The organism is Allomuricauda sp. TY007 (assembly GCF_010468565.1).
Taxonomy (GTDB): Bacteria; Bacteroidota; Bacteroidia; order Flavobacteriales; family Flavobacteriaceae; genus Flagellimonas.
The window spans coordinates 1-23,681 of the sequence record NZ_WUEG01000002.1 but is presented as its reverse complement, the minus strand read 5'-3'; the positions used below and the strand labels follow the sequence as shown (position 1 = coordinate 23,681).

Here is a 23,681-nt window from a genome sequence, read left to right as displayed (position 1 = left end):
CCTAAAATTTACCGGATTCGGGCGGAGGAATCAGGGCTATTTCATCATAAGAATTTATTCTCTCATTGTCCGAAGCGTAATTCTGGTTTACTGCAACGGTCACTTTGGAAATGGATTTAAGTTCTGGATATGTATTTTCAAGAAATTTTTTGAGTTCCCCTACGGTATTTGGAATTTTTCTGCCGCTTAAACTTGCCGTTGGAACAGATAGTGTGGGCGTTCCAATAATATCTTTGGTGGCACCGAACAAAAGTATAGTCATAATATCAACCTATTAGCGTTATTGTTTGTTGTTGGTTAGATAGGTTGGTAGGTTTTATTGGCGTGAAAATATTAAAAATAGCTTGTATCCCTATTATTTTAACAAGCCCATGTTTCTTTTAACTTTTCTTTAATTTTATTCTTGAGGTTATAAATACTTTTCGGTCAATTTCAACGTTGTGCATGCAGAACCTTAACTTTTATGAAAATGAAAAACATACTTCAGTTTACATTCCCAATATTGTTTAGCCTTATTTTATTTTCTTGCGGAAATGCAGATGATGATGTCAGCTTTGATATTAACGACAAGGAACTGGGACTTGGTGAAGAACCGGATGATTGCCTCGGTTTTGGGGAAAACGAACTTTTGTTGTCCATACAAGATGAATTCACCACTTTGCCCGGAAAAGTTTCCGTGCTATTCAGAGTTTCAGATTTGATGGGGAATCCTATCTCAGGATTATCTGCCGAACAGTTCTCCATATACGAACAAGGACGAAACGATGATTGTTTTGAACCCATATCCCCTTCGGAATCCTTTGCGCGAATTTCGCCAAACTCACAAGTATTTAACAACAACACTCTTTTAGTACTGGATTTGAGCAATAGCGTATTGGAAAGTAGTTTGGATGAATTAAAAGCGGCCACCAACAGCTTCATCAACAATGTAATGCCAACCCCGGCAACGGAATCCTTCAAAATGGCCATTTATTGGTTTGATGGTGAGGACGAACTTCATTTATTAAACCCCTTAACATCATCCGCTGCCGAATTGACAGCTTCTGTAGATGGTATTACAACCGATATCAGCAACGACCCATCTACTGATTTGTACGGTGCCGTGATCAAATCAACAGACATTGCCGAGGGCTTACTTGATGAAAACTCAGAAGTAATCAACGCGGCATCCGTGGTATTGTTCACCGATGGAACCGATCAAGCTTCGAGATACAAAGAATCCGATGCTTTACGTGCAGTTGAGGAAGCCGATAGCAATATTTCCTACTTCACCATTGGGCTAGGAGCCGAAATAGATACCGAAGTTTTGGAGCAAATCGGGAAAACAGCCAGTGTTTTTGCCAGTAATTCGGAAGAATTGGAAAATACCTTCAACAATATTTCACAACGCGTAGAGGAACAAGCGGGAAGCTACTACCTTTTTGAATACTGCACCCCAAAACGTGATGGAAGTGGCGAAAGTAACCTAGTGATCCAGTTAACGCACAACAGCCTAAAAGGAGCTGTTCAGACCAAGTTTAGCGCCAATGGTTTTACCGGTGGTTGCGAATAGGTTCTAGTACTATAACGGCTAGTTAATTTTTGGATTAATCGTATCTTGTTCAGCAAACAAACTAAACATTCATATGATAACCCAAAGAAAAACGATTTACACTTTTATTTGCACCTTACTTTTAGGTTTTACCAGCAGTCTTTATGCCCAGCACATCAGTCCGTTAGAGGGAAGATGGGACCTAGAAATGGATTTTATGGGGAAGACCTCCCCTTCTTGGCTGGAAATTAAACATTCGGGAACTGCGACACTTTTGGGCCGTTTTGTCTTCGCTTTTGGTAGCGCAAGACCTATTGCCGAAATAGAAACTTATGGAGACAACAAATTTACCTTTAGTATTCCCAACCAATGGGAGCCCAAGGGAAGCGACATGATCTTTCATGGTGAATTGCAAGGTGAAACATTAAAAGGCACATTAATTTATACAGATGGTTCCATAATTGATTGGACTGGCGTAAAAGCACCGGAATTGGAATACACCGAGAATCCAAAATGGGGAAAAACCATTGATGTGTTCAACGGAAAAGACCTTTCGGGTTGGCATGTAGATGGCGAAAAGAACCAATGGGTGGTTAAGGACGGTGTTTTGACCAGTCCTGAGTCAGGTTCCAACCTGATTACGGATGAAAAATTCCAAGACTTTAAACTACACGTAGAATTTCGTTACCCAAAAGGAAGTAACAGCGGAATCTACTTGCGCGGTCGCTACGAAGTTCAGATTGTGGATAGCGAAGGTTTGGAACCATCGGATATTTATTTAGGTGGTGTGTACGGCTTTTTGGAACCCAATGAAAATGCATCCAAACCTGCCGGTGAATGGCAGACCTATGACATTACTTTGATAGGGCGAAGGGTTACCATAACGCTAAACGGAAAAACAGTGATTTCTGATGCCACGATTCCCGGAATTACAGGAGGAGCTTTGGACAGTAAAGAAGGAGAACCCGGTCCATTTATGATCCAAGGAGACCACGGCCCTATTGAGTATAGAGCTTTTGAAGTGACCCCATTAAAGAAATAAGAATTCAACATTCATATAAAAAAGAGGCTGTCTAAAAAGTATTGAAATGCGTCATTCTGAATTTATTTCAGAATCTCATCATACTGATAAACAAATCGCTATGAGAACCTAAATCAAGTTCTGGTTGACGAAAATCGACATTTTAGACAGCCTCTTTCTTTTTTCTTAATCCAAAGGAACAAGTTCAATGTTTCGCCATTTGACGCGAATACCACCACCATCGTGTATTTGCAGGGCAATGGCTCCTTCACCTTCCCCGATTTTTTCATCTTCCAGATGTACCATTTGCACACCATTCAGCCATGATGTGACCTTGGGACCTTCCACACGGATTTTCATAGTGTTCCACTCCCCCATTTTCAGGGCTTTGTCCTTTTCCGGGTCGGGCTTGATCAACCAACCACGACCATAGGATTCGTAGATTCCACCCGTATCTTTTCCTGGAGGGGCTACTTCTACTTGCCATCCTGTTACTTTAGTGCCTTCAAAAGTAGAGCGGATAAAAACACCACTGTTGCCATCGGCCTCTTGTTTAAATTCCAAGGTCAATTCAAAATCCTTGTAGAATTTTTCTGTGGACAAATATCCGTATTCGCCTTTGGGGCCACTCTCACAGATTAGCAAACCATCTTCCACAAACCATTTTTCTTCTCCATGATTGATCCAACCGTCCAGATTTTCTCCATTAAAAAGATTGATGGGTTCTTGTGCGAATGTAAATTGCGCTGCCAATAGGCATAATCCTACTAAAATTTGTTTCTTCATTGTTATAAATTAAAGGGTTATTTACTCAATAATCGAGATTTAAATGCTCCGAGGCTTACCTCGAAATCAAAATATGTTTTCCTACCAATGCCTCTAGGGCTTGTCCCGAGGTAGTTTGCTATTTATGATAATTTATTTGCCATTGATTAGTCCATTGCCCGTGTTCTGCTGATCCAAAGGCTTGGAAAGGTCAATTAGGAAACCATTGATCACGGCGTGCGTAAGCTTGCCCTCTTTCTCCAAAAAGAAGGTAGGGTTAATACCTGGTTGCAGTCTAAAGTTTTTCAACTTAAAAGCATCATTTACCAAGATCAAAGGAAAGTGCACAAATGCACTTTTTTCCGGTTTTTCTGTTTTAACGAAGGCCACACCGTCTTTTAATAAATCCATCGGGTGCTCAATACGGGTAACTTGTGCCACCTTTGGTGGAACAATTTTATACCCATTGGCATCAAAAGTTTTATATCCGTAAAAGGTAGATAAATCACCTTGGTCGGCGACTGAACTTTTGTAATAAAATTGGTTGTGCCCTTCCAAATCTACCTCGTGATTAAAAATGCCCAAATCAAGAATGTAATCATCTCCCATAAGCTCGTAGGTCACGTTCTCTATCTTTAGATCGAACAACATACGGTCGTTGCGGGGTATCTTTTCGTAATCTCCGATTGGAATATTTTTAAAAGATTCGTTGGCAATGGTATACAATGCCGAAAGAATGGAAACATAGTTTAATTTTCGGATTTCCTGCTTCTCTGGATCATCAGGGTACCCTCCAGATTCAATCAAAATTAAGCTGGTGCCCCATTTGGCAATATTGTCCCCAAAAGCGCGGGGTTCAAAATCATCGCTGTAACGCCCTACTTGTCCTGGGGCATAGTTTTGAATGATCTTGTTCATGTAAACAATTACCTTCATTGCATTGGCACGTACCTCATTAATATCCTTCTCGTAGTTGTACGCAGTGGCCAAATAGGAAATGGTCGCAGGCTTTTCGGTTCGTTCTGCATTATAGTACTTGCTCTGATCATGAAGGTTAAAGCCAAAATCTGCATCCAGACTATCCCGGAGTCGCTTCAATGTTTGTCCTTCTGGGGATTGCAAGCGCAACGCATCTCGGTTAATGTCGATGCCCAAGGCATTACGTCTTGTGAACACTTCTGCCCCATCCGGATTGAGCATGGGTAAAAAATGGAGCTTCAATTTGGATAGGATAGCTTCTTTCTCCTCATTGAACTCGGGGGCGTCCAAAAAATTCAGAATATCAAAAATGGCTTGCGTAGCTGTTGGTTCATCCCCGTGCATTTGCGACCACAGAAAAATATTACTGTCGCCAGAACCAATGCTGATCAAATGCAGATCTCGACCTTGAATGGACTCCCCTACTTTTTGTACTTCAAATTTTGGGTTGGCCTTAAATTTTTGAATCAAAGGCTGAATATCTGCATGTTTTATTCTTCGTTTTCCTATGCTCGATTCTTTATAGTCCTCATAGGTTTCGTATAATTGGGGTGTAAGCTCATCTTGTGCCTGCATACTGGATGCCAACAATACCAAGATTGCAAAAGACATTAGTTTCTTTATCATTTTCTATTGTTTTGTTGGAACAGGCTTAAAGTTAAATTTTTTAGTGGCATTTCTTACCTTTTCCACAAAATCCATCCCTGGGTCTGTTTTTTTGGTTCGATAGCCATCGTCCACTTCCAACCAAAGTGGATGCCCTTCGAACAAGGTATATTCTTGGTGGCCGATTACATAATCAATATCATATTTTGATGCCAAATAGTTGACCAAATAAATATTGGATTTGAGTTGCTGCTTGGTCAAGGGAAATCCCTCTGTGCCACCAACATTTTCTATTCCGATTGCGCAATGGTTTAAACCAATTGTATGGCGTGCCATGGTGGTTTCGGGCATTAAACGATAAATGGTTCCATCTTGGTCTACTAAAAAATGTGCCGAAACATTAAGACCACTTACGTTTTCTATGTCCGGACGCCAGTTGGGCAAGGTAGACCGGTTAAAGGCTTCAAATGATTTTTTAAGGGACGGTATAGCGGTCCAATGCAAAACCACCATTTTTGGGGTTATTAAGGGAGTGTCCTGTTCTATTTCATATCTGTTTAATAAATATTCCTTGGTCAGTTCAACCCGTTGTTCATCAAAAATAATGGGAATGTCCACAATTTTCTTTTGAGTGGAGCATGCCACCATGGCCAAGGTCCATAGAATTAAACTAGTTTTCTTCATTTGTGGTGTTTATGGAATCAATGGAAACGGCATAACAGATAATCAATTTTTTTCTGCCCCATTCGCGTGCTTTTTTAACGTCTTTTCCCATGTAAATGTCTATTCGGTTACGCCAGCGATAATGCATTTTGTCCTTTACATAAAATGTGTCGGGAAAGGTATCTATTTTTACCATGGTGTTATGAGTGAGCCCCATTTTAATTAGATCTCGTGAAACTGCAATACTTTTCATCCCCGGTTTTAAGGTGTCTCCCCACGCCGCTACGGATGGGTTGATGCTATCCGTTTGCCAAAAAACGGAATTATATGCTGATGCGGTGACTTCATGGCCGTACCATTTATATTTTGCAGGGGGTTCTACGGGTTCTTTTTTTTGGGAACACCCTATCAAAATTAGAAATGCTATAAAAGTCCACCTTTTCAATACAATACATTTTCCAATACCATAATATCCACATTATCGTTCTTCCAACGTTCGGTCAAAACTTTAGGAACTGGAGTAAAGCCTAAAGTTAAGGAGCTCAAAACAATATCCTCGTCGCCATCGTTATCAATATCCGAGGCATCCATTAAAAACCAACGCGCCATAGAGGGATCTTGCAAAATGTTTGTGGTAAATTCAAAACTGTCGGAATCCTTGTTTTCCAAATAGACAAAAGTAAGCTCGGGAAACTCTTGATAGTTGGGAAATGTACTGATCAGGGCAAAATCAAGGTCTCCATCTTGATCAAAATCGCGAGAGAGTACCCGCGTTGCACCGTGCAGGGGATAGAAGAAGGCTTCGGAATAGGTATTGTTCCCTTTATTAAGATAGATTCGCATACCATGATAGGGTTTGTGCACATAGGAAATGTCTGCATTATCGCCTTGTACTGTAATAATATCTTCCAGACCATCGCCATTGTAATCCACAAACTCAAACCAGCTGGTTCCAAAAACAGGGCTAAACTCCAGAATATTTTCTGCTTCAAAAACTAGGTTATCTGTTTGATAGAAAGCGGTAATACTCTCCCTACTTTGGGTCATTAATGCCACAATGTCTTTTTTGCCATCATGGTTCATGTCCTTGATCACAGTTTTAATGGCTCCTGGAAGATTGAGCAATACCTTTTTGTCATACCCTCCTGATTTATTTTTGACCATCAAGGACAGTTGCCCTGTCTCATTACCAAATTCACTGACTATAAGTTCATGTACACCATCATTATTAAGGTCTTCCAAAAGTGTATGGACCGGTCTATGAAAATCGTGGTTCATTGAAAGGGTATCTTTACCTACTTTTCCAATCATTTTTCCCTTGATCAATTCAGAAGGACGGATAATGCCCACTTCACTGATAATTTCTAGGGAATCCTTTTTGCTATACCATGTTACAGGACTCTTTCCTTGGTAAATAGCGGTTGATTTTTCTTCACTAAAATTAAAAACACCCAAATTTCCTGAAAGGTCACCGTAATATACTTCGTTATCCTTGTCCAAAAACTCCAGATAGGTCACCATAGCCCCATTTTCATCATCCAAAGAATAAGTTTTGGTCTTAAATTGTACGAGAGTGTCGGTTTGTGGCATGGGTATAGCTTCTAAATATTCTGGGGCATTGGATACAATATAAGTTTCCAGTTGTGCCCACTCTTTGAGTGTGATTTTGGGTCTAAAACCATCTTCTACCACATTGTTGTCTTGGTACAAGCCTTCCACTTCCATACGTTCCATCATGGCGGGGAGCACATATTCTTTCCAAACATTCTTGGGCAATGCATCGATCTTGGGCGGTAGGTGACAACTGGCACAGTATTTAGAATAGAGTTGAGCTTCTTTTGGTTTTGGCTTTTCCTTGTTGCAAGAACCCATTAAAAGTATGAGCACAAAGGCAGTCAAGGAATAAAAATATAAAGGTCTGTTTGGCATTGGCTGGTTAGGGTGTCGGGGGTTGAGGGTTTTAGTTGGGCAATGGTACATAGGTATCATCGTTTTCCATCATTGGAAAAGTTTTATCTCTCCATGCTTTTTTGGCCTGTTCCAGTTTTTCTTTGCTAGAGGAGACAAAATTCCAATAAATATAACGTTCCTCGGGAAAAGGTTCGCCCCCGAACAGCAATAAATGTGTATTTGGTTTTAACTTGATGTTGCATGTGTCCTCAACCTTGGAGACAAGAATATTCCCTTCTCCCACAGTTTCACCGCAAGCCTCAATGCTTCCTTCCACAATGCAGATACCGATTTCTCCCTTTAATTGGGCATTTACATTGAGTGTATAGGCCCCTGTAGTTTTTACCTCTACCATAAAAAGGTTGGAATGTACCGGCACAGGTGATTTTTTCCCGTAGCCTTCTCCGGCCACCAATTTAAATTCCGTATTGGCATCTATCCATTTGGGAATATCCTTTTCATCAATATGGTGGAATTGGGGTTCCATATCCTCCAGTTCCTTTGGCAAGGCTACCCAAATCTGATAACCATGGGCTGTAAAGGTGTTGCCTTTGCGCATGTTTTGTGGGGTCCTTTCGGTATGGGTTACCCCCTTCCCTGCCGTCATCCAGTTTACGGAACCGGGTCTTATCCGTTGATGGGTACCAAGACTGTCCTCGTGGATAATTTCCCCCTCCAACATAAATGTTAAAGTGGATAAGCCCATGTGTGGATGCTGGTTCACATCCATATATTTTTCGGGACCTAATTTTGTAGGCCCCATGTGGTCTATAAAAATAAAGGGGCCTATCATGCGCTTTTTACGGAAAGGAATCAGTCTCCCCACTAAAAAGTCGCCAATATCCCGGCTGCGTTCCTCTATGATCAATCCAATGTTGGACATGTTTAAATGTTTATATTTAGATGCAGAAAGTTACAAATACATACTATACCATGAAACTACTTAAGCGTGTTTTGCTGCTTCTCCTTGTTGTAATCGGAGTAGTTGTTTACCTGAATTATCCCAAACTGAATATTATTTCCGGTTATGCCGCCAAAAATGTGGCATCTGGCGTTTTTGTAGCCAATCGCTCCGCGGCTAGCATGAACCAATATGATAATAGTGCTCCTTTGATCGAGATTGCTTCGACAGAGGTGAATAAAAACGAGGAATCCGCCTCTTCAACCGTTTATGGTCTGATGAAGCGTACAGCGGTACATCGCGATGGATTGGGTGCGGTTTTGATCAATGATGATTACGACCCAAACGCATTGACCATCAAACCTCAACGGAACCAAGCCTCTGATACTATTCCTTATCCCTACGGGCAAGCGGCACCAGTGGATACAGTGCTGCCAGAAGTGGACATGGATCAAATCAATAAGGCAATCGCTATGGCTTTTGCCGAGCCCGAAACACAAAAGACACGGACTATGCTCATTTTGTACAAGGGGCATTTGATTGCCGAAAAATATATTGATGGATTTGATAAAGACACCCCAATTTTGGGCTGGTCCATGACAAAGAGTGTGCTGGCCACTTGCTACGGAATTTTGGAACATCAGGGTAAATTGGAAATGGACTGGCCCGCTCCTATTCCTGAATGGAAAGATGATGAAAGAAAAAACATTACCTTGAACCATTTGCTCCGCATGCAAAGTGGTTTGGCTTGGGACGAAGATTATACGGGAATATCTGATGTTACCCGAATGCTTTTTTTAGATAGTGATATGACCCAAGCGCAACGTAATAAAAAAGCGATAGCTAAACCTATGGAAGTTTGGAACTATTCTTCGGGCACCAGCAACCTGTTATCTGGAATTCTACGGCAACAGTTTAGAAGCCATCAAGAGTATTTGGATTTCCCCTACTCCGCCTTGATTGATAAAATTGGGATGTACACTATGGTTTTGGAGGCCGACATTGTAGGGAACTATGTTGGGTCTTCCTACGCATGGGCCAGTACACGCGATTGGGCCCGTTTTGGACAGTTGTATTTGGATAGAGGCAATTGGAACGGAGAGCAACTGTTTGATTCTACTTGGGTGGATTACATTACCAAGCCCACCATAAACTCTAATGGCATTTATGGGGCACACTTTTGGCTGAACGCTGAAGGTAAGTACCCCGATGTGCCCAAGGATATGTTTTCTTGCAATGGTTTTGAAGGCCAACATGTATTTATGATTCCTTCCAAAGACTTGGTCGTTGTTAGGACAGGTTTGGCAGAGGAACCTTATTTTGATGTAAACGGCGTGCTATCGAACATCGTGAAAGCAGTACCTTAAATCGATGAGATATACTAAAATTCCCAAAAAACCACAGGAATAGGGAACTTCACAACAATAATTTCGTTTACGGGAATGCTCGTGGTAGTTTTACCATGTAATAATAAACGAAAGTAATTTTTTCATTTTCATATAGTGTTCTCGTAAAAGAGTCTTGACCCAAGTGGCAGGGCTCTTTTCTATTTAAGGCTACCCCTGAACTTTTAGCCTGACACGAATTCCACAAATTACTCTAATTCAGTTCTGTGTCATCTGAGCTTTGCGAAGATTCTCAATTTTGATTTAAGAATCAAAAAAAAGGATTGCCCCATTCATTTCTAAGCGTCAGCCTGAACTGGTTTCGGGGTCTCACCATATGGATTCCGTGTTGTACTTCGCTCAGCAATCGCACGGAATGACAACTGCTTGGCTAGGAGAATCTTCTTAAATTGTTCTTTATTGGCTGACACGAATTTCACGAATCACACCAATTCTATCGCAGGTCATTTCGAGCTGTCACCCTGAGCGCAGTATAATGGGGATAGCGAGAAACTCAGATTCTTCAGTCGTTACAATCCTTCAGAATAAACAGTTCTCATGCAAAAAGCAGCTAAATAATTACAACAAAACATCATATCACAACAAGTAAACGTGACTTCACAACAATAATTTCACTATTGTGGAGTTGCGGGGTACATTTACATTGTAATTAATCAGAAAGTAATTTTTTCATTTTCATATAGTGTTCTCGTAAAAGAGTCTTGACCATAACGGCAAGGCTCTTTTCTATTTGGGGTTGTTCTTCGCCTTAAATTTGTTTCAGGATTTCATTACAAATGGATTCCAACGTAATAAAACTTTTCATTGTTCCATATCGCCTGATAAAGACGACAACGGTCATACCAATATCCTAGCAAGTAACCCTATGTTTATATAGAAGATTTTATGGCCGTCACCATTTTTTTGGCACGTTCGGCCACTTCTTTTTCCGACCATCCCAATTTGATCAAGCAGGAGATATTTCTGGACATCCATTTATCGGATTCAGAAAAATCAGCTTTTTTGTAATCGGGTAATGACTCAATGATATCCTTTGGGGGTTTGCCCAAGGATTTCATTTCGGTCAAATGTTCCCATTTTTTGTAGTAGTGCCAGTTATTGTCGTACCAATAAAAACATCCATCTACTCCTGCTTCAATCAATTCTTGATGAGCCACCTGAGCCAATTCCTCCGTGGGCATAAAGAAGTTCAGAAAAGAATAGTTCTCTTCTCCCCCATCTGGAACAGTTCTAAAAACAACTTCTGGAATGTTTGACAATGCTTCTCGTAAAATTGTGTAATTTCTTTTTTGAATGGCAATAAACTCATCCAAACGGGCAAGCTGAGCTAGTCCTACGGCAGCATTCATCTCGGAAATTCGGAAATTATATCCTAAAAACGGGTGTTCCTCGGCTCCCCGATTATTTCCAACATGATCGTGACCGTGATCTGAATATTTATGGGCGTTTTCGTAATAATTTTCATTATTGGTGATAACGGCGCCACCCTCCCCACAGGTAATGGTCTTTACATAATCAAAAGAAAAACAGCCTAAATCGCCTATGCTTCCCAAAGGTTTCCCGTTGTAGGTGCCTCCAATAGCTTGACATGCATCTTCCAGTAATAAAAGTCCATGTTTGTCACAAATGGCTTTCAAGGCATCTAAATTGGCCATGGAACCGCACATATGTACAGGCATTACCACTTTGGTTCTCGGGGTGATGGCCTTTTCCACCGCTTCTGGTTTCAAAGTAAGGGTATCATCAATGTCAACTAAAACGGGGACGGCACCCAAAGCCAGAATGGATTCAAAACTGGCCACAAAAGTAAAAGTGGGCATAATCACCTCATCTCCCGCTCCAACTCCTGCACTGGCCAAAGCAACTGTTAGTGCAGCTGTACCGCTACTTACGACATGTGCATATTTGGACTGCATTTTTTCTGCCAAACCGCTTTCTAATTCTTTTGTTTTCCAATGTCCGTTTCGCATCGCATCGAATCCGTAGCGCATCAACACTCCAGAGTCCATAACGTCTTGTACTTCTTTTCTTTCCTTATCTCCAAAAAGTTCAAATCCTGGCATACTTATATTTTATTTTAAAAGAACCATAGTTTGATGGCCATCAAAACTACGGCTATCACTAAAAATGTTTTTATAAATCCGTCCCCTTTTTTTACGGAGAACCTACTGGCGAACCATGCTCCAGAACCATTTCCTATGGCCAGCACCAATCCCAATTTCCAATCAATTTTATCGTTAAATGCAAAAACAGCCAAAGCTGCAAGCATGTAAATGAACACCACGGCAACCTTGGTGGCATTGGACCTCACGAGGTTCATCTGATTAAAATAATGCAAAAATAGCAGCATTAAAAAACCAAGTCCGGCATTGATAAAACCACCGTAGATCCCAAAAAAGAAAAATACGATCATACTCACCCATAAATATTTACCTGTGAGGCGTTCCTGCATTTCTCCTATTCTCATCTTTGGCTTAAAAATAATGATGAGCACCACGGTCAACATAACAATGGCCAAAATCCTATTAAAGGTTTCGCCATCAATGTCCACTGCAATATAGGCACCTATAATGGAGCCTAAAAAGGCAGAAATTCCAAGATAAACATTAAAGGGATAGGTGGAAATGCCCTTGCTCTTAAAACCGGCCGTTGCCATTGCAGTTTGAATCACTATAGCAACCCTATTGGTACCATTGGCCACGGCTGGGGGCAATCCCAAGAAGATAAGTGTAGGCAGTGACAACAGAGAACCACCTCCTGCCACGGTGTTTATAAATCCTACTGCAAAACCTACAGCCACCAAGAGCAAATAGTGGTACCATTCTAGCATAATACAAAGGTATAACCATTGTTTTGAACGGCATACTGATTTTGTCAAACTTTAAATGGGGAATGTACAAAATGTTTTATTCCTCCGATTTAAACAATAATGCAAAAAGGTCTTTTGGGATAAGAAAAAGCTTTATATATTTGCACCCGCTTAGGAGGAATGGCAGAGTGGTCGAATGCGGCAGTCTTGAAAACTGTTGAGGGTCACACCTCCGGGGGTTCGAATCCCTCTTCCTCCGCTGAGAGACATCATCTCAAAACAAGAAACCCTGTAAATTATTGATTTACAGGGTTTTTATTTTTTTTGATATCAAATGATATCATTTAATATCATCCTAATAGGTGCCCAATTCGGTGTCACCTGCAATCTCACCAAAAAGGGACACCTAATATCATTTAAAATATTATTAATCAACATATTACAGGGATTATTTTTTAATATTTTTTTACTAATTTCAAGGCAAATAATGTTAAAATAGGTGTCCCTTTTATGTTATCTCTCTTATTCTACATCAAAAAGCACAAAACCGACAAAGTAGGCCGGGCAATGATATACATCAGAATCACGGTAAATGGAAAGCGTTCCGAATTCAGCACGGGCCGCAAAATTTATCCCAACACTTGGGATGCCACCAATGGGAAGGTGTTAGGGTTCTCGCAAGAAGTACGTCAACTGAATTCGCAATTAATGAAAATACGGACCGACCTATTTCGGCATGCGGATAAATTGAAAGACAAGGGCCGACCATTGACTGCTGTGTCACTTAAAAATTCTTACCTAGGTGCGGATAAGCCCTCAAAAATGTTATTGGAAATCTTTCAAGAGCACAATGACAGGGTTGAAAAATTAGTTGGAAAAGATTTTGCTCCTGGTACAGCAGAACGTTACAAAACAGCAAAAAGTCATCTGGCCGAATATTTACAGATCGAACTTCGAAAGAAAGATATTCCTGTCGTAGATGTAGATCATTCATTTATTTCAGGTTTTGAATATTATCTAAAGACAAAAAGAAAGTGCAGCCATAACACGGCCATCAAATATGTGGTGAACTTTAAAAAAATCATAAGGATCGCTTATGCAAATGGCTGGATCAAAACAGACCCCTTTGCCAATTGGAAAGCCCGATTAAAAACTGTAGAACGAGAATTCCTGACTGATGAAGAGCTTCAACGACTAATGAATCATCCTTTTACAAATGAACGGTTAGAGCATGTAAGGGATTGTTTTGTTTTCTGTTGCTTTACCGGATTGGCCTATGCGGATGTGAAAAAATTGACACATGACGATTTTGTGATAGGGATTGACGGGGATTTATGGATCAACACCAAACGTACCAAGACAAAAACAAAAAGTAACATTCCCGTTCTTCCAACAGCATTGATGATTCTTGAAAAATACGAGCATAGCCCCTTACTTGTAGATAAAAAGGTGCTACCCGTATTGACCAATCAAAAAATGAATGCCTATTTAAAGGAAATAGCGGATCTAAGCGGAATCAATAAACACCTGACCACCCATTTGGCCAGACATACTTTTGCGACTACCGTGACACTTTCCAATGGCGTCTCCATTGAGTCTGTAAGCAAGATGCTGGGGCACAAATCACTCCGAACCACGCAGCATTATGCAAAAATATTGAACCGAAAGGTCAGTGAAGATATGCAATTGTTAAAAAAGAAATTGAGCTTTCAAGAAAAGATCAAGTCAAAAAACGCTTAAACCTTTTGCCCCTTGATATTGGCCCTTGTAGAAACATATCAGGAAGAAGAGCATTTAGAAATATCGTTAGAGCACCAAAAATTACTCAATTAGCGTTTGGCCGACCACATAGCTGACCCAGAAGCCGGAAAAGATTGGAAAATCCTAAAATCTGGGCTACACAAGAAATATGGCCTTAACAAAGGGAGTTCCGGAAAAACCCTGATGCAATATGTAAATTTCCTTATTTTACAGGGGTTAACAAGGTATGACGTACAAATGGGAAACAAAAAATTAGTGCTGTTTTTTTGAGCCGGTAATATCTTTTTCATTTTTTGACTGATAGGACATATTCAAATAGAAATTAATAAAATCACCATTAAAGTTACTTAATCTGTTTTCCCTTTTCCGTTAACCTATATCGTTGCTTACTGCTTTTCGGTTTATCCGGGATTGTCATTTCAATCAATTTTGCATCAAGTGCCGGCTGTAAATAATTATATAAAAATGTTGGACGATGCCTCATGTCTAACTTTGTCATTAATTCTGCCGTTGTAGTTTCATCCCTACCTATTACAGAAAGTAATTTTGAAACTTGTTCGGTAACTTGTTCGGTAACTTGTTCGGTAACTTGTTCGGTGATTTTTTCAGAAGAAGGAAAAGTCATTCTGGTAAAGTTATCCATAAACCGGAAACATTCCTTTCCGTAACTCTTTAAAATCCGTGGAACGCCAGAGCCCAGTTGCTCTACCAAATCCAAATCCCTGTATATACGCATTAGCTCCTTATTCCTCGGCATAGAAACGCCTTCAAAAAAATCTTCTTTGCTAAGTCCGTCCGGTAAGGAACCGGCAGATGTTATTTCAATCCTGTCGTCAAATATTTCAAACTTAGGTGGTACTTCTCGGGTGTAGTCATTATGTACTATGGCATTATATATAGCTTCACGCAAGGCTACAGGATTCCATAACTTTCGCTCAATACGTTCTTTTGATGTAATGGTCGCAAAAGTTGTATTTTCTACTGCAATTTTATCCAGTACACTTTTTGTGGCCTTAATGAGCGAGCAATATCCATATTCATTATTTTCAAGAAGGTCTACCCGATCTAGGCCTTTATATTTAGCAACTTTAATAGATACATTGTTTACATCTGCTAAAAGGTAGGCTGCATAGTTAAGGAAACCGTCTTCGGTAAGTAGTTCTAAATTCTTTTTAAACTGTTTGTTAAGAGGTTTACCATTCTCCTGATAATAGATATGTAGCTGCTCAAAACTTAAGTCCTGGCGATGCGATTTTATTTTTCCTATTGAATTACGTGTACGGCTGGCGAAAAGTTTATCAATCATAGCTTGCGGCATGGGTTCGGCCGCTGTGCCTACACGAATAAAACAGCCTTTTTCGGTCATGCCGTATTTCTTTTTGAAATAGGGCTTTTCACTTCCACCGGCAACAATAATCTTGATAATGTCTTTACCGTCACGTTCTTCAGCCACTACATCAAATAAACCCATGGCCGAAGGAGCAATATTGTTTTTGATACGGTCTTTGATTTTAAGCATATCACTGTCAATATCATCTACACCAAGTACTTTCCCTTGCTTATCAATGCCTAAGTAAATTAACCCGCCTTCCAAATAATTGAGGAAAGCAATCACTTCCTTTTCCAAATCCAGGTCTCTGGTTAATTTTTCTTTGTATTCTATTCTGTTTGTTTCAGACATTATCAGTGATTTGATGTAAAAATAATCTTTTATATACACCTACTAGGGCATCTATTTTAATTAATAGAATTCCCCAAGGCTCTGCCTCGGGTGTAGTAAAGGAAATGTTTAAAAAACGGATGGTTTTTTAAAAAATGATAACATATTGTTCCGTTGAATACCTCGTGGGCTTGCTCCGAGGATTTTTTATTACCAAACAACAGCCATCCCCCGGAGGTATTCACAAAATTGGATTTCAGTTCTAAGTCTGATTAAAGTAGTTATTAAGGGGGACTAAGGTTTATGGGGAGACCACTTGTCCCCAAATCCCTTACCCCAACTTCAGCGCTCGGATCCTATCCTATTTTTGTAGCAGTTCGGAAAGAAAAGCGTATAACAAAAATAGGATAGGGCGCTGTCCTACTTTTTGCCTTCTACCTCCAGCCATTTTTGATAGAGTTCCTTTGCCTCTGGGCTTTCTTTAAAGAATGTCCCATAGTGTTCAATGGCATCATCCTGACCTTTTATATATGCTGTCTCTTCCTTCTTGGCTATCCTTGACACCTGATAGATTGAAAATCCAAAGACCAACAAGACCGTGACCAACAACCCCCAAGTAAGTTTTATGGCCCAACCGGGCAAGAGAATGGACCGCTCTACTTTATGAAGAATCCTTTCCATCAGTCTTTGTTGTTCCTTAATGTTGTTTTTTTGGTTGTTGCCATACTCCTTTAGAAGATTATTTAACTCAGTGGTATCTGGCCTCAATGGGAGATTTTGCAAATTTTCATGCACCTTTTCCAAACGGTCTATACTCTTCTCAAACCCGTTGACCTCCTCTGTCAACAGTTCCGCTATTTCATCCAGTTTTGCCATAATGTTCTGTTTAGATTCCTATTCCAGTGTCCCTGACCACTTTTATGGCCAGTTTGATGGTCTTCTTTATGATGGTCTGGGTCAGGCTTGTTGGGATATTCACAGTCCGGCCCAAAAGCTGCATGCTCCTGTCCTTGGCTATCCGCTGTGCCATGTTCTTTTCAAAGTTCATTTGACGGGCGATCCTGCCCATGGACATGGACCGGTGCACCTCGCTTCCTTTTAGGTTGGTTCCCTTGTACTCAAAACGAAAGCCCTGCAATTGGTTCTGCCTATTGATGCTGGGAATGACCTTTACATTGTTCTGCTCCATCGACTTGATGTACTGATCAAAGTCCCTTGGCCGTTCCCTGGCCATGACCTTTTCATGGATCTTCTGTATTTCCGATCGGACATGTTGCATCCGGTACAGTTTTTCCTGTTGTACCTCCTTTACCGTGGTCAGGTCCATTTGTTTGGCCACCCGTTCCGCCACTTGTTGGCTCCGCTTTCCGATGAAACTGTCATTGTAGGCTTTTCCCTGAAAGTTTATCCGGTTGGCATACAGATGGACATGTACATGTTCCTTGTCCCTATGGATAAAGGCAACGGCCTGGTGCTGCTTGAGGTTCATCTCCTTGAGGAACCTTTCGGTCATTTCCTTGAGCCGTTCGCTTTCCAGTTTCCTCCCGTCCTCTATGGTGGGACTGAGCACAAAGCTCAGTGTGTTCTTCCGGCACAGCTCGTTCTGTTCTTGGATGACCTTGAACTCCTCGGTGATCTCCCTTGGGGTCTCCCCGGCCAGATATTGGCTATGGATGATCTCCGATCCTTTCTCCTGGTTCATCCCGTAGCTCATCGAGGCTGCAGTATGCGATATGGACTTTCCCATTCCTATCATTTTTTAAAGTTTAAAAGATGTTGTCTTATCTCTTTGGCCAGCTGGGCCGTTTCCTCGGCCAATCTGGTGTTCCGCTTCCGGAACATGTTGGTGATCAGCCTAAAATTCCGTTGGTATTTGACCAATAGCTTGTAGGCCTCTATCTGTTCGTCCGTCATCCGCTCCACGATTCGGTCATCGAATGCGGCACGTCGACAGTACTCGCTGAGGGAAAGACCGCTCTTCAGGGCCTTTACCTTCAGCAGTTTCTTCTCGTAGACCGAGCAGCGGAACTGGACGAACTCTTTCTTCATTTTCCCATCAACTTTTGCGACCTTCGGGAGCAAAAGCAAGATTTGTCATGACAATGACACATCTTGAATTCGTTTCCGAACTTCATCCTTTGCGTTTTTTACCTTCCATACGTTTATATCTTTAAAACCTTCATAGAGGAAGGACATATCCCTACTGTTCGGGCACTTTTCCAATAAAAGTTCCGTCATCCCCAGTCCCGTTTTGTCTCTGTCAAGAAACAGCTCCACATTTTCATATTCCCCTATCTCTGTGACCATCCGTTTTACGAAGGCCGTGGTGTTCAATACCAGAAGGTCATGGCTGTTTACGATATCCGGCATCAGCTCCATTAGGGTGAGCATATCGAACATGCCTTCGGTAATGGCCAATTTCTTTGATCTGTTCCCCATCATCGAAACATCCTTGGGCGATGTGGATCCTTTCCAATAGCTGTTCCGCAGTTCCCAGCCTCCAGACCTGTTCTGTAATCCTATGCCAAAGTATGTCCGTTCTCCTATCTTATAATGGACCTCCTTGCACAGTTTTCTTGCGGTCTTGGTCGAAACCTTTCTGGAGCTCAGATAGTTTTGCAGGGCCCTGTGCTCGATCTCCTTTTCCTGGATGATTTCAATCGGGTCGGCCCTATGTTCCTTCTTGGTTGGATTCGGCCGCCGGTGAAAAGAAAAATGGCCCATGTTCCCGGACAATCGTTCCAATGCCTCCTTTACGGAACAGTTTTCCATTTTCATGATCAGGTCTATGGTACTGCCACCTTCAAAGGTCCCAAAATCTATCCAGTAGTTTTCCTTCAATGATACCTTGAAAGAGGCTTGGGTCTCGCTCCGGAACGGGCTGAGGAACCAAGCTTCTTTTTCCGTTTTCCGGACTGGAAAGTGCCCCGACTTGGCCAGCGTGGAAACGATGTCAATGTTGCGGGCTTTTTCGCAGTCCATTCTTTTTTCTCTCATGGTTCTGTTTTTAATCGATTTTTGATGATTTGATGACAAACCTCTGGGGGACCCTATAAATACTGGTTGTTCCCCCGTCATCATTTTGTCATCGTTTCATCACTTTTGTTTTTTTCTTCATTGTCCCTGTCATCATTTTTTATTTTGATGACAGAATGATGACAAAGTGATGACAGCCTAAACCCTTATAAACACTGGGCTTATATCAATCTGTCATCAAATCATCAAAATTTTGGACCAAAAAATTCTTTTTTATGGTAAAGTACCTTCCCTTGGCGTCCTCGGTGTTGATCTCGCCGTTGTTCCAAATGGTGATTTTTTGGTACTTGTTTGAATTTGGCTGGTTGTCCAGTTTCCAATCCTTTTTCAGCAACCGCCTCAATTGGGTCAGGTCGGTCTTGACCCGTGTGCGGTTGAGCATGTGCAGGGCATCGATGGGACAAAGGTCCACCGAGTCCATCTCGAACTTTTCCATGGCACTCAGCAATAGACTGGCCAGTTCCTTCTCCACCCTATTTCGGTTATTGTTCACCAGCTTCTTAAGGGCAGGGGTATAAACCTGTTTAGCTGTGAACCACATTCGGGTTCTTTGTTTTGTGCTGTATTCCCTTTTTGAAAGGAAATCCAAAAAAGCGGGCACTTCCTTGGACAACTGGTCCAGGAAATCGGTGTCCTCCCTTTTAAGTGAAGGAATCTTTCTAACCCAGAACCTGGTCTCATGGGCATCGATCTTGATGAAACTGTCCTCGTTATTACTGCAGAGGATAAATTTTCCAAAGAATTCCACTTCCCTTTTGTCCTTGCCCTTGGCCTCCAGCTTGTTCCTGTTGGTGGTACTCAGATATTTGATGCGCTCGGTGAGCTCCTCCTTGTTGAACAGCACCTCGTCCACGCATATCAACAGCTTGTTGGCCCAGTCCGCATTGAACTGGCTTGCAAAGCTGTCATTGGTCAGATAGGTAAGGTTGTTGCCAAAGATCTCCTTGAGCCATTTGAGGAAGGTGCTTTTCCCGGTGTTCCTTTCGGTGGAGACCAGACAGAGGATGGGGAGCACCTGCACCGGTCTTTGGTACAGGAGTTTCAGATAGTCCAGCCCAAGTTCCAGCTGGTTGCCGAAGATATGCCCTAAAAAGGCCCGTGTTCTTTTGATGGTTCCCTCTTTGGGTTCATGTGCCAAAAGGGAATAGGTATTGTAGAAACCATGGTGTTCCTTTTTGAAGTCCACATGACAGGGAATACAGGCGAACCCATCATATTTGGGCACCTTGCCCAAATAGTCCTTGCCATGGTCCTGCTTGATGATATGCTCGTTCCAAGGGACCAGCTGCTCGTTGAAATGTCCAGAAATGGTCGGAATCCTTACCAACTTGTAAAAGGTGGTCCCGACCCTTATGTATGGTACTGTTTCCATATTGGTGCTTTTGAAATTTTGTGATTACTTCCATTTTTGGTGAATCCACAAATAATTTAAAGATGAATCCGTGGCTAAGGATTTGAATCCACAATCGTTTCGCTTTCCGGCAATGGCTTACGTTGGTTCTGTAGCAACCAACTGACTATCTTTTCCCTTTCAAAGAATATAAGTTTTCCATTGGGCTTGGAGTGCGGGATTTGCCCCGCAGCGGTAAGCTTGTACAGATAACTTCTTGATATGCCGGTGTAATCACAGGTCTCATCAAAGGTCAGTACTTCTTTATTGGCTATCATAAGTCGTTCCAAACGGTCAAGCCGTTCGAGTATCAAAAAATTGTCCATTTTGTTCCTTTTAACGATTACAAATGAACAAAAGCGCTTTTGTTTTCCTTTGAAGAATTCTTTGGATAAAGATAATAGAGGGCGGAGGGAAAGTAAGGTTTATGGATTGAATTTTATCCACAAAAAATTGATGTGCAAACACTTACATCATATCAGTTCATATCAAACCAAATGAAAAATGGCAAATAAAATTTTGTTCTAAATCAAATCAAATGACATCAATCGAATTTTCTTAGAATACAAGGATATTGAGTTATCAACAATTGAAATAAACAGATATAAAATTTTGGGCACCAATAAACGATTGATTATTGGATGAAAACATTCAGGTAGCTCTGGAATACTGTCTCGAAAAGGGTTAGCTTTTTAAACCTGTTCACTTTACTTCAAAAAAAAGCACCCCGTTTATGAGGTGCTTTTATGTATTTACAAGTAGGAGAATTGACTAGTTTCCTTCACTCAAAGAAAAGCTGCCATCACCACTAAAAGATTCTACTGTAATCGTTACGGTCCATATTCCGGAAGTGCCTGCGTCGGTTACTCCAGAGAAAGAATCGGGCTCAACCGCACCGTTCAATGATCTATTCAACACGATATTTGCATCTGCATCTGTTACCACCATATTGAAGGTACCTTCCGTAGTCGCAGTGATATCGGCATTATAATCCGCTGTACTGAGGTTGTTGTTCCAGCTGAATATACGGGTGGTAGAACCACCGTTGCCGGTAAAACTTGCATCGATGTCACCATTGAAATCCGACCGGTCACCAACGGTAAAGTCGGAAGGGCTTGTTCTTAATGTTGTTCCATTGACCGTTACACTCGCAAAAGGGTCATCATCTTTGCTACAGGCAATGACGGTAAGGACCATTACTCCGGCTATTAAGTATTTAAATAGATTTGAGGTTTTCATACTTTACTATTGATTAATTAAGAATTGTTGTTTTATAGTTTCCATAGGTTAAACAATCATACTAACGAATTCCCTACCCTGATGATATAAAATCATCTTTTTTTGTTGTGAATCGTGCCCTAATAGTTGTGAAATCATTTTTTTTAGAATTCGGCTATCTGTACAATAACGGTAAGGATTGGTTGGCAAAAGTTACTATGGCCGGGAATCTGGTTGATAAAAGGAAAAGAAGGTCAAAGATATCCAATGGGTATATAACTTTTTCAAATTACTCAGAAATAAGTGAAAAAACATCGAAATAGTCCAATTTGCAACAAATAATCAAAAACAAATTTGACCTAAGTTTGCGTGCAAATTGCGTGCAAATTGCGTGCAAATAAAAAAAGCTCCAAAAGTTAAAAACTCTTGAAGCCTTACTGTTACTGTGGAGAATACCGGATTCGAACCGGTGACCTCTTGCCTGCCAGGAAAGTTAGGTTTCTTTGATAGAGATTTCATTAAGTGACCTATTGAAAGTTTTTAACATCCTGGTTAAATAGACTTTCTATTTTAAATTTTGATTTCGTTATCTGGTATTACCCAATTTTAAATTCTGTCATTTTGAAGCTCTTTAATTTATTTTAAATCTCATTGTATCCATTTGGCATTTAAAAAGCCCATAATTGTTAAATTACTATTAAAAAGGTGTCCCTTTCGGTGTCAGTATCAATTCCCCACCCTTTACAACCCCTAAAAACAGTGGTTTTTTCAATTTAAAGAAGACCCTCTTCCTCCGCTTAATGATTTGAAAAGCCCCTGTTTTAGGGGCTTTTTTTGTTTGGTTGACAATCTAGTTGACAGTATTATGGTTTTTAGGTCACTAGTACAAGGCTTTTAGTGATTATTATGTCTTTAAAAAGGTAAAAATGTATAAAATCATTATTAGATTAATCCTATTAGTGTTTATAATAACACCCATAAAACCATTATTAGGTCAATCCAAAACATCTGAACTCATAGGAAAAGATACCGCCTTACTATAAAATGCTCAATCAGCAAGCTTCTAATTCAAACAGAAATGGAAGTTATAGGCAAATTGTAAATGCCAACAAGACATCTTTAGTACCCGGGGATTCAATTGTAATAAGTTATTATGTTTCTGGATATGGATACATTGACTTTACATCTGCCAAAACATTCTTTTCATCCTCTGCAGAAATTTTAGATACGAAAAAATCATACTTACTTGCCGATTTCAAACCACTATCCAATAACCGTTATGTTTATGGAGGTGTAGAGGTTCCTATGGACAATAAAATGCTAACTATTCTAAGTGCTAGTATGGTGAGTGCAGAAAATGGCAGGCTTTTGGTCACATATTTTGATGATTTTATATTTGAGGATAGACCCTATGTGATGCCCAATAAAGACAATAGGGATTTACTAAACGTCGACCTGTCACAAAAAGCCTTGATACATTCAGAAAGTACTTTGGGAGTCAAAGGAGAAGAGAAGTTCCTAGCTCCAATGACCTACAAAATAAAACTAAAAGAAGATACTGAACCTGGAGAATATTATTTTACATATGTAATGACCTATTTTAATGGGAATAGTTGGGAAAACGACCGGGTTGAATTAAAAATCAAAGTCCAACATTGGTATGAACGTCATAATAATTTTATACAATACATGGCTTTGATCATTGCAGTTTTGACAATTATTACACTTATTAAGCCATCGATAAAAGTTATTAATCAATCAGCAGTAATCATTATTCAAAAAGTCAAATATTTATGGCCAAAGCGAACCAAAAAGTGAAGGATGATTAAATCTGAAATTGACACTATCCCAATAAGTGTGTAAGTTGAAAATAACGGGGGTTGGACTTTATTAGAGTCTGACCCTTTTTTCATAGATCGTTAGGAACTGGTTTAAAATGATGCCCCAGTTCCTGATGGGCATGGACCACTTCTTTGTGGCCTCCCT

Annotated in this window: 22 protein-coding genes and 1 tRNA gene; 6 read left to right on the top strand and 17 right to left on the bottom strand. The window is 40.6% G+C overall.

The features are described 5' to 3' along the window. Window position 1: 1 nt before the first annotated feature. Window positions 2-262, bottom strand: coding sequence for a MoaD/ThiS family protein (locus GO009_RS01995; RefSeq protein ID WP_163624483.1), 261 nt, complete (start codon window positions 260-262; stop codon window positions 2-4). 207 nt (window positions 263-469) lie between these two features. Here GO009_RS01995 and GO009_RS01990 point away from each other — a divergent pair, with 207 nt between their 5' ends. Continuing rightward, the gene (locus GO009_RS01990; protein WP_163624482.1) at window positions 470-1,552 is read left to right on the top strand and encodes a VWA domain-containing protein; all 1,083 of its coding nucleotides are present in this window, start codon (window positions 470-472) and stop codon (window positions 1,550-1,552) included. 73 nt (window positions 1,553-1,625) lie between these two features. Then, window positions 1,626-2,573 (top strand): DUF1080 domain-containing protein, encoded by a 948-nt coding sequence (locus GO009_RS01985; protein WP_163624481.1) that lies wholly within the window; start codon window positions 1,626-1,628, stop codon window positions 2,571-2,573. A gap of 165 nt (window positions 2,574-2,738) precedes the next feature. Here GO009_RS01985 and GO009_RS01980 read toward each other — a convergent pair whose 3' ends face one another. The 6 genes from GO009_RS01980 to GO009_RS01955 form a co-directional block, all read right to left on the bottom strand. Further along, a complete protein-coding gene (locus tag GO009_RS01980) occupies window positions 2,739-3,338 on the bottom strand; it encodes a DUF1080 domain-containing protein (protein ID WP_163624480.1) in 600 nt (199 codons plus the stop codon). Window positions 3,339-3,470: 132 nt separating this feature from the next. Further along, window positions 3,471-4,922 carry a M14 metallopeptidase family protein gene (locus GO009_RS01975; RefSeq protein ID WP_163624479.1) on the bottom strand — a complete coding sequence of 484 codons (1,452 nt, stop codon included), beginning with the start codon at window positions 4,920-4,922 and terminating at the stop codon, window positions 3,471-3,473. A 3-nt stretch (window positions 4,923-4,925) separates the two neighbouring features. Beyond that, the gene (locus tag GO009_RS01970) at window positions 4,926-5,585 is read right to left on the bottom strand and encodes a peptidoglycan recognition family protein (RefSeq protein WP_163624478.1); all 660 of its coding nucleotides are present in this window, start codon (window positions 5,583-5,585) and stop codon (window positions 4,926-4,928) included. After that, a complete protein-coding gene (locus GO009_RS01965; protein ID WP_313790195.1) occupies window positions 5,572-6,015 on the bottom strand; it encodes a hypothetical protein in 444 nt (147 codons plus the stop codon). Before GO009_RS01965 ends, GO009_RS01970 begins: the two co-directional genes overlap by 14 nt. After that, the gene (locus tag GO009_RS01960; RefSeq protein ID WP_163624477.1) at window positions 6,006-7,493 is read right to left on the bottom strand and encodes a VCBS repeat-containing protein; all 1,488 of its coding nucleotides are present in this window, start codon (window positions 7,491-7,493) and stop codon (window positions 6,006-6,008) included. Before GO009_RS01960 ends, GO009_RS01965 begins: the two co-directional genes overlap by 10 nt. A gap of 31 nt (window positions 7,494-7,524) precedes the next feature. Beyond that, the gene (locus tag GO009_RS01955) at window positions 7,525-8,397 is read right to left on the bottom strand and encodes a pirin family protein (protein WP_163624476.1); all 873 of its coding nucleotides are present in this window, start codon (window positions 8,395-8,397) and stop codon (window positions 7,525-7,527) included. A gap of 50 nt (window positions 8,398-8,447) precedes the next feature. On the opposite strand from GO009_RS01955, the gene GO009_RS01950 reads away from it, so the two are divergent. Beyond that, the gene (locus tag GO009_RS01950; RefSeq protein WP_239057368.1) at window positions 8,448-9,782 is read left to right on the top strand and encodes a serine hydrolase; all 1,335 of its coding nucleotides are present in this window, start codon (window positions 8,448-8,450) and stop codon (window positions 9,780-9,782) included. Between the two features lie 908 nt (window positions 9,783-10,690). On the opposite strand, the gene GO009_RS01945 is transcribed toward GO009_RS01950, so the two are convergent. Together GO009_RS01945 and GO009_RS01940 are read right to left on the bottom strand one after the other, a co-directional pair. Continuing rightward, a complete protein-coding gene (locus GO009_RS01945; RefSeq protein ID WP_163624474.1) occupies window positions 10,691-11,884 on the bottom strand; it encodes a DegT/DnrJ/EryC1/StrS aminotransferase family protein in 1,194 nt (397 codons plus the stop codon). Between the two features lie 14 nt (window positions 11,885-11,898). Then, window positions 11,899-12,651 (bottom strand): sulfite exporter TauE/SafE family protein, encoded by a 753-nt coding sequence (locus GO009_RS01940; RefSeq protein ID WP_163624473.1) that lies wholly within the window; start codon window positions 12,649-12,651, stop codon window positions 11,899-11,901. Window positions 12,652-12,804: 153 nt separating this feature from the next. On the opposite strand from GO009_RS01940, the gene GO009_RS01935 reads away from it, so the two are divergent. Together GO009_RS01935 and GO009_RS01930 are read left to right on the top strand one after the other, a co-directional pair. Next, window positions 12,805-12,889: transfer RNA gene (locus GO009_RS01935), tRNA-Ser, on the top strand. A 251-nt stretch (window positions 12,890-13,140) separates the two neighbouring features. Next, window positions 13,141-14,370, top strand: coding sequence for a site-specific integrase (locus GO009_RS01930; protein WP_163624472.1), 1,230 nt, complete (start codon window positions 13,141-13,143; stop codon window positions 14,368-14,370). 364 nt (window positions 14,371-14,734) lie between these two features. Here the strand turns inward: GO009_RS01930 and GO009_RS01925 are convergent, their stop codons facing one another. From GO009_RS01925 to GO009_RS01890, 8 genes are all read right to left on the bottom strand, one after another. Then, complete coding sequence (locus tag GO009_RS01925; protein WP_163624471.1) at window positions 14,735-16,072, bottom strand: Fic family protein; 1,338 nt, start codon at window positions 16,070-16,072, stop codon at window positions 14,735-14,737. 399 nt (window positions 16,073-16,471) lie between these two features. Continuing rightward, window positions 16,472-16,927 (bottom strand): DUF6730 family protein, encoded by a 456-nt coding sequence (locus GO009_RS01920; RefSeq protein ID WP_163624470.1) that lies wholly within the window; start codon window positions 16,925-16,927, stop codon window positions 16,472-16,474. 10 nt (window positions 16,928-16,937) lie between these two features. Then, window positions 16,938-17,798, bottom strand: coding sequence for a relaxase/mobilization nuclease domain-containing protein (locus tag GO009_RS01915; protein WP_239057367.1), 861 nt, complete (start codon window positions 17,796-17,798; stop codon window positions 16,938-16,940). A gap of 5 nt (window positions 17,799-17,803) precedes the next feature. Further along, entirely contained in the window at window positions 17,804-18,100 is a 297-nt protein-coding gene (gene mbpA, locus GO009_RS01910; RefSeq protein WP_163624468.1) for a mobilization protein MbpA, read from the bottom strand. Between the two features lie 45 nt (window positions 18,101-18,145). Beyond that, window positions 18,146-19,048, bottom strand: a complete 903-nt coding sequence (locus GO009_RS01905) for a CHC2 zinc finger domain-containing protein (RefSeq protein ID WP_163624467.1) — start codon at window positions 19,046-19,048, stop codon at window positions 18,146-18,148. A 205-nt stretch (window positions 19,049-19,253) separates the two neighbouring features. Next, a complete protein-coding gene (locus GO009_RS01900; RefSeq protein ID WP_163624466.1) occupies window positions 19,254-20,459 on the bottom strand; it encodes a primase-helicase family protein in 1,206 nt (401 codons plus the stop codon). A gap of 74 nt (window positions 20,460-20,533) precedes the next feature. Next, window positions 20,534-20,803: an AlpA family transcriptional regulator gene (locus tag GO009_RS01895; protein WP_163624465.1), complete on the bottom strand. Its 270-nt coding sequence runs from the start codon at window positions 20,801-20,803 to the stop codon at window positions 20,534-20,536. Between the two features lie 445 nt (window positions 20,804-21,248). Further along, the gene (locus tag GO009_RS01890; RefSeq protein WP_163624464.1) at window positions 21,249-21,716 is read right to left on the bottom strand and encodes a hypothetical protein; all 468 of its coding nucleotides are present in this window, start codon (window positions 21,714-21,716) and stop codon (window positions 21,249-21,251) included. A 1,023-nt stretch (window positions 21,717-22,739) separates the two neighbouring features. Between GO009_RS01890 and GO009_RS01885 the strand changes: the two genes are divergently transcribed. Then, entirely contained in the window at window positions 22,740-23,513 is a 774-nt protein-coding gene (locus GO009_RS01885) for a hypothetical protein (protein WP_163624463.1), read from the top strand. Window positions 23,514-23,681: the final 168 nt, after the last annotated feature.